This is a genomic window from Lysobacter zhanggongensis, assembly GCF_046638635.1.
Classification (GTDB): domain Bacteria; phylum Pseudomonadota; class Gammaproteobacteria; order Xanthomonadales; family Xanthomonadaceae; genus Novilysobacter; species Novilysobacter luteus.
In genome coordinates this window covers 1-5,555 of sequence record NZ_JBJXHK010000112.1, presented here as the reverse complement: position 1 = coordinate 5,555, position 5,555 = coordinate 1, and the positions used below count along the sequence as shown (strand labels likewise).

Here is a 5,555-nt window from a genome sequence, read left to right as displayed (position 1 = left end):
ACGCCGAGCGCGCCGCCGCGCTGCGCTGGGAGGACGCCGCCGCCAGCAGCATCGAACACGCGCTCGACACCCGTTGGGACGAAGGCCTCGCCGGGCTGTATGGCCGGCTGCCGATCGGCCGGATGGATGCGCGCCGCGCACGCGCCGAGCGCTGGCTGCAGGACCACCCCGCCAGCCCCGGGCTTCTGTTGACCCTGGCCCGCCTGTCGCGTGCCCAGGGCCAGTGGCCGCAGTCGGAGGGCTACCTGCACCGCGCGCTCGCGCAGGGTGCCAACGCCGAGGCGTGGGAAGAACTCGGCCACGGGTTCGCCCAGGCCGGCGACGAGTCCCGCGCCCGCCTGAGCTATGCCAACGCCTTGCGTGCCAGCCGCAACGAGCCGATCACCGAGCTGCCGGGGCGCGACCTGCGTGAGCGCATCTACGACGAAGCCGTGCACGAGGAGCGCGACGAGCACGGCATGCCGCGGTTGCGCGGCTAGCGGCTCGGCACCCGTTCACGGGGATATAGCGCGCGGCCCGTAGGCTGGGGTCGATGTTGTCGACCCCAGTCCCGCCGGCGGGCACGCCGGACACCGAACCCGCCCGCACCGCGCTCGCGGACCACTACCGTGCGGTCCGCGACCGCACCTCGCACCTGGCCGCGCCACTATCGGCCGAGGACGCGATGGTGCAGTCGATGCCCGAGGCCAGCCCGACCAAGTGGCACCTCGCCCATACGACCTGGTTCTTCGACCGGTTCGTGCTGTCCGACAGGCCTGGCGCACCGCCGGTCGACCCCGGCTGGGACCACCTGTTCAACAGCTACTACCGCAGCGTCGGCGACGCCCACGCGCAAGCACGCCGCGGTCTGTTGTCGCGTCCGTCGCTGGCGCAGGTACACAACTACCGTCTGCAGGTCGACGAGCGGGTGCTGGCACTGCTGGCAGGCGAGACCGACGCGCCGACACGGCAGCGCATCACGCTCGGCCTCCACCACGAGCAGCAGCACCAGGAGCTGCTGCTCACCGACATCAAACATGCGCTGTGGAACAACCCGCTCCGACCGGCCTACCGCGACGACCTGCCGCGCACGTCTGGCGCGTTGCAGCCGCTGGACTGGGTCCGGTTCGACGAGGCGGTGGTCGACATCGGTGCCCCGGCGTGGCCTGGCGCCTCCGGCTTCGCCTACGACAACGAATCGCCGCGGCACCGCGTGCTGGTCGGCGCGCATGCACTCGCAAGCCGGCCGGTGACCAACGCCGAGTACCGCGCGTTCATCGATGACGGTGGCTACCGAACCGCCGCGTTGTGGTTGAGCGACGGCCTGGACACCGTGGAGCGCGAAGGCTGGTGCCGGCCGCTGTACTGGGACGAGGGACTGGAGAACGAGTTCACCCTCGGCGGAATGCGCCCGATCGACCCGGCCGCCCCGGTCTGCCACCTCAGCCATTACGAGGCCGACGCGTTCGCACGCTGGGCCGGCGCCCGCCTGCCGACCGAGTTCGNCCTCGGCGGAATGCGCCCGATCGACCCGGCCGCCCCGGTCTGCCACCTCAGCCATTACGAGGCCGACGCGTTCGCACGCTGGGCCGGCGCCCGCCTGCCGACCGAGTTCGAGTGGGAGCGCGCGGCCGCGGCCGCGCGTGGATCAGGCGACATCACCGGCAATTTCGCCGACGCCGGACGCCTGCACCCGACCGCCGCACCCGTCGCCCCCGGCGCGGACCTGTCGCAGCTGTTCGGCGACGTGTGGGAGTGGACATCGAGTGCCTATGTGCCCTACCCCGGCTTCCGCGAGATGCCGGGCGCGCTGGGCGAGTACAACGGCAAGTTCATGTCGGGCCAGCAGGTCCTGCGCGGCGGGAGCTGCGCCACCGCGGCCGACCACTTGCGCGCGAGCTACCGCAACTTCTTCCGTCCGGCGGCGCGCTGGCAGTTCAGCGGCGTGCGGCTGGCACGCGACGCGCGATGAGGGCACCGATGACCCGACCCACTGCCACCGGCCTGCCCATCACCGACCTGCGCCCGGCGCCGGCCGACATCGCCGGCGACGCCGTCAGCGGCCTGTCGGCGAGCCCCCGGCGGCTGCCGTCCAAGTACTTCTACGACGCCCATGGCTCGCAGCTGTTCGAGCAGATCACGCGCCAGCCCGAGTACTACCCGACGCGGGTCGAACTCGCCCTGCTCGACACGGCCATGCCGCAGATCGCCGACGCGGTGGCGACACACGCACACGTGGTCGAGTACGGCAGCGGCAGCGGTCGCAAGACCCGGCTGCTGCTGGAAGGGCTCGAGACGCCGGTGGCCTACACCCCGATCGAGATCTCGCGCACGGCGCTGCGGGCCAGCGTCGAGCGGCTGGCGGAGGAATTCCCGCAGGTCGAGTTGCTGCCGGTGTGCGCAGACTTCACCCGGCCGGTGCCGCTGCCCGAACCCTCGCGCGAGACCGGCCATACTCTGGTGTTCTTCCCGGGTTCGACCCTGGGCAACTTCACCGACGCCGACGCGGTCGAGCTGCTGAGGTCGATGCGCGAGACGATGGGGCCGCGTGGGCAAGCGCTGGTCGGCATCGACCTGGACAAGGACCCGGCCCTGATCGAGGCCGCCTACAACGACGCCGCGGGCGTCACCGCCGCATTCACCCTCAACCTGCTGGCGCGGCTCAACCGCGAGATCGGCAGCGACTTCGACCTCGACGGCTTCCACCACCGGGCCCGCTATTCACGCGAACGACGCCGCATCGAGACGTTCCTGGTCAGTAAGCGTGCGCAGGACGTCGTCGCCGGTGGCCGCCGCTTCCATTTCGAGCCCGGTGAGACGATCCAGGTGGAGTACAGCCACAAGTACACCGACGCGTCGTTCGACGCGCTGGTGGCCGACGCCGGCCTGCAGGTCGTGCGCCGCTGGAACGACCCGCGCGACTGGTTCGGCCTGCGCCTGCTCGAACCGGCCTGAGCCGACCCGCATTGGCGCAGCGTTGACGGTCGCGCCCGTATCCATGGCGGATGTCGAATGCCGCCCCCGGTGAAGCCTCCACCCTGCAGGAACAGGCGGCCCGCGCCGCCAGCCAGGCCGGCCTCCGCCACGTCTGCGATGGCGAGCCCGGCATCGCCCGGCGCCGCGCCGGGCCCCATTTCACCTACGTGATGCCCGATGGCGCGACCGTCACCGACGAGGCGGTGCTGGAGCGCATCCGCGCACTCGCAATCCCGCCGGCGTGGACGGAAGTGTGGATCTGCCGCACACGCAACGGGCACCTGCAGGCCACCGGCCGGGACGCGCGCGGACGCAAGCAGTACCGCTACCACGCCGACTGGCAGGAAATCCGGGGCAACGGCAAGTTCGACCGCATCGTCGCGTTCGGCGCCGCCCTCCCGCGGCTGCGCCGGCGCCTTCGCCGCGACCTCGCGCAACCCGGATTCCCGCGCGACAAGGTGCTGGCCATCGTGGTCGCGCTGCTGGCCGACACCCTCGCGCGCATCGGCAACGATGCGTACGTCCGCAGCAACCGCTCCTTCGGCCTCACCACCCTGCGCAACCGCCATATCGCATTCCTGCGCGGCGGGCGGGCGCAACTGCGGTTCCGCGGCAAGGCCGGCGCCGAGCAGGAGATCACGCTCGACGACGCGCGCCTGGCGCGGCTGGTACGGCGCTGCCGGCAACTGCCGGGCCAGGCGCTGTTCCAGTACCGCGACGACGACGGCACGCTGCAACCGGTCGATTCCGGCGAGGTCAACGACTACCTGCGCCAGGCGATGGGCGAGGGTTTCAGCGCGAAGGACTTCCGCACCTGGGGCGGGACCCTCGAAGCCTTCCGCGCGCTGGCCGCCACGCCGGTCCCGAGCGGCCCCGACGGCAGCGAACCCTCCGAGCGCGCACTCACCGCCGCCCGCAACCAGGTGGTCCAGACGGTGGCCGACCGCCTCGGCAACACGCCGTCGGTGTGCCGCAAGGCGTACATCGACCCGGTGGTGTTCGACGGCTGGCTGGACGGTCGACTGCAGCGCGCGGCCAATGGCGCCCGCGGCGCCCGCCAGTGGGAAGCGGCCGCGCTGAAGTTCCTGCGTTCCGCACACCGCCGCACGCCGGGCAACGGGCGACGCCGGCGCGCGCGCCGCGGCTGACCTTCACCGGTCCTGTCGGCCGCCGGCGGGACACTGCCCCGACATCCGAACAAGGAGCTCCCCATGGCCATCTGCGACGTCTGCGGCAACGACTACGACAAGGCCTTTACCGTGCAGGCCCACAACGGCAGCGGCACGTTCGACTCGTTCGAATGCGCCATCCATGCACTCGCGCCGACCTGCGCGCACTGCCAGTGCCGGATCATCGGCCACGGCTCCGAGCACGACGGCACCTTCTATTGCTGCGCGCGTTGCGCCAAGCAGGCGGGCGTGGTGGGGCTCGACGACCGCGTGTAGCAACTCGACACGGCGAATCAAAGACTTGCGTCACACATCGCACGCATTGCTTAAAGTTTCAGGCGGGTTTACCCTGCGCTGCGTCCGGCTCCGGCCGGCGCCATGTCCAACTGCTTGTTCCCGGCCCGCCGGGATCTTCAAGGGAGGCTTCGGCCTCCTTTTTTCTTGCCTGCGCGATGCCGTTCCGCGACCGGCTTGGCTTGTACGTCCGCCCCGCCCCGGCCAAGATGCCGGCCTGCGTCCGGGGGGAACCGCGTCCCATGTCATTGATTCGACGAGTGATCGTCGCGCTGCTGCCGGTGGTCGCACTGGCCGGCCTGATCGCGCTGGTGGTGGCGGTCGGTGGCTGCGAACGCGACGCCACGGCGCCCGCGTCGGTCGCGACCGGGCCGGTGGACGCGGTGCGGCAGTTGGCCGACGACCTGCGCGGCAACGACCTGGTGGCCTACGCCGCCCACGCGCTGCCACCGCCCCTGCACGCCCGCATGGCGGCAAGCTGGACCGCCGGCCACACGATCTGGCCGCTGACCGAACTACCGCTCGACGACCGGCTGCCGGCGTTCGTGACCGTGCTGGCCGCGCCCGATTCGGAGAAGACCCTGCTGGCTGCCTACCAGCGACAGTTCGCCGGCGCCGACCGCGAACTGCGCACCGCCGCCGCCACCCTCGGGCTGTTCGCCGGCCAGTACGTCCGCGAGGCCGGGGACTACAGCGATGCCGAACGCGGACACTACCTGCAGCTGATCGCCGCGCTCGGCCAGTGGGCCAGCCAGGCTCCGCTGGGCGACCCGGCACTGGCGAAGGCCGCGGTGCCGCAACTGACCACCGCCGCTCGCCTGACCGGCCTCGCCGGTGGCGTGGAGGCCTTCCACAAGGCCGGTATGGAGCGCAGCCTGCGGCGCATCGGGCCGTTCTTCCAGCGGTTCAAGCAGGTCCTCGTGTCCTACGGGCTCGACCTCGACCAGGCGCTGGCGGGCAGCCAGGTGACCCTGCTGGAGCAGACCGGCGAGCGAGCCCGGGTGGCCGTCAACTACACCCTCGCGGGCCAACCGGTGGCGGCGGAGGTCGAGCTCGAGCGCCACGACGGCCGCTGGTACCTGACCGACCTGCTGCGGCACGCCGAGGTGGAGGCCGCCGGCGGCCCCGCGGGGCCGC

Annotated in this window: 5 protein-coding genes and 1 pseudogene; all 6 read left to right on the top strand. The window is 71.8% G+C overall.

Going from position 1 to position 5,555, the window contains the following annotated elements:
• Positions 1 to 479, top strand: a pseudogene (locus ACKVMH_RS12440) (heme biosynthesis protein HemY); the annotation flags it as partial.
• A 53-nt stretch (positions 480 to 532) separates the two neighbouring features.
• Complete coding sequence (egtB, locus tag ACKVMH_RS12435) at positions 533 to 1,951, top strand: ergothioneine biosynthesis protein EgtB (RefSeq protein WP_412700535.1); 1,419 nt, start codon at positions 533 to 535, stop codon at positions 1,949 to 1,951.
• Between the two features lie 8 nt (positions 1,952 to 1,959).
• Positions 1,960 to 2,934 (top strand): L-histidine N(alpha)-methyltransferase, encoded by a 975-nt coding sequence (gene egtD, locus ACKVMH_RS12430; RefSeq protein ID WP_412700534.1) that lies wholly within the window; start codon positions 1,960 to 1,962, stop codon positions 2,932 to 2,934.
• 50 nt (positions 2,935 to 2,984) lie between these two features.
• Entirely contained in the window at positions 2,985 to 4,103 is a 1,119-nt protein-coding gene (locus tag ACKVMH_RS12425; RefSeq protein WP_412700533.1) for a DNA topoisomerase IB, read from the top strand.
• Positions 4,104 to 4,166: 63 nt separating this feature from the next.
• Positions 4,167 to 4,400 carry a hypothetical protein gene (locus ACKVMH_RS12420; protein WP_412700532.1) on the top strand — a complete coding sequence of 78 codons (234 nt, stop codon included), beginning with the start codon at positions 4,167 to 4,169 and terminating at the stop codon, positions 4,398 to 4,400.
• A gap of 260 nt (positions 4,401 to 4,660) precedes the next feature.
• The coding region (locus tag ACKVMH_RS12415) for a hypothetical protein (protein WP_412700531.1) at positions 4,661 to 5,555 on the top strand (895 nt) is incomplete at its 3' end.

What these genes read in the sequence shown, in the direction of transcription:
- egtD (WP_412700534.1), top strand. Translation starts at nt 1,960, where the DNA reads ATGACCCGACCCACTGCCACCGGCCTGCCCATCACCGACCTGCGCCCG.
- ACKVMH_RS12425 (WP_412700533.1), top strand. Translation starts at nt 2,985, where the DNA reads ATGTCGAATGCCGCCCCCGGTGAAGCCTCCACCCTGCAGGAACAGGCG.
- ACKVMH_RS12420 (WP_412700532.1), top strand. Translation starts at nt 4,167, where the DNA reads ATGGCCATCTGCGACGTCTGCGGCAACGACTACGACAAGGCCTTTACC.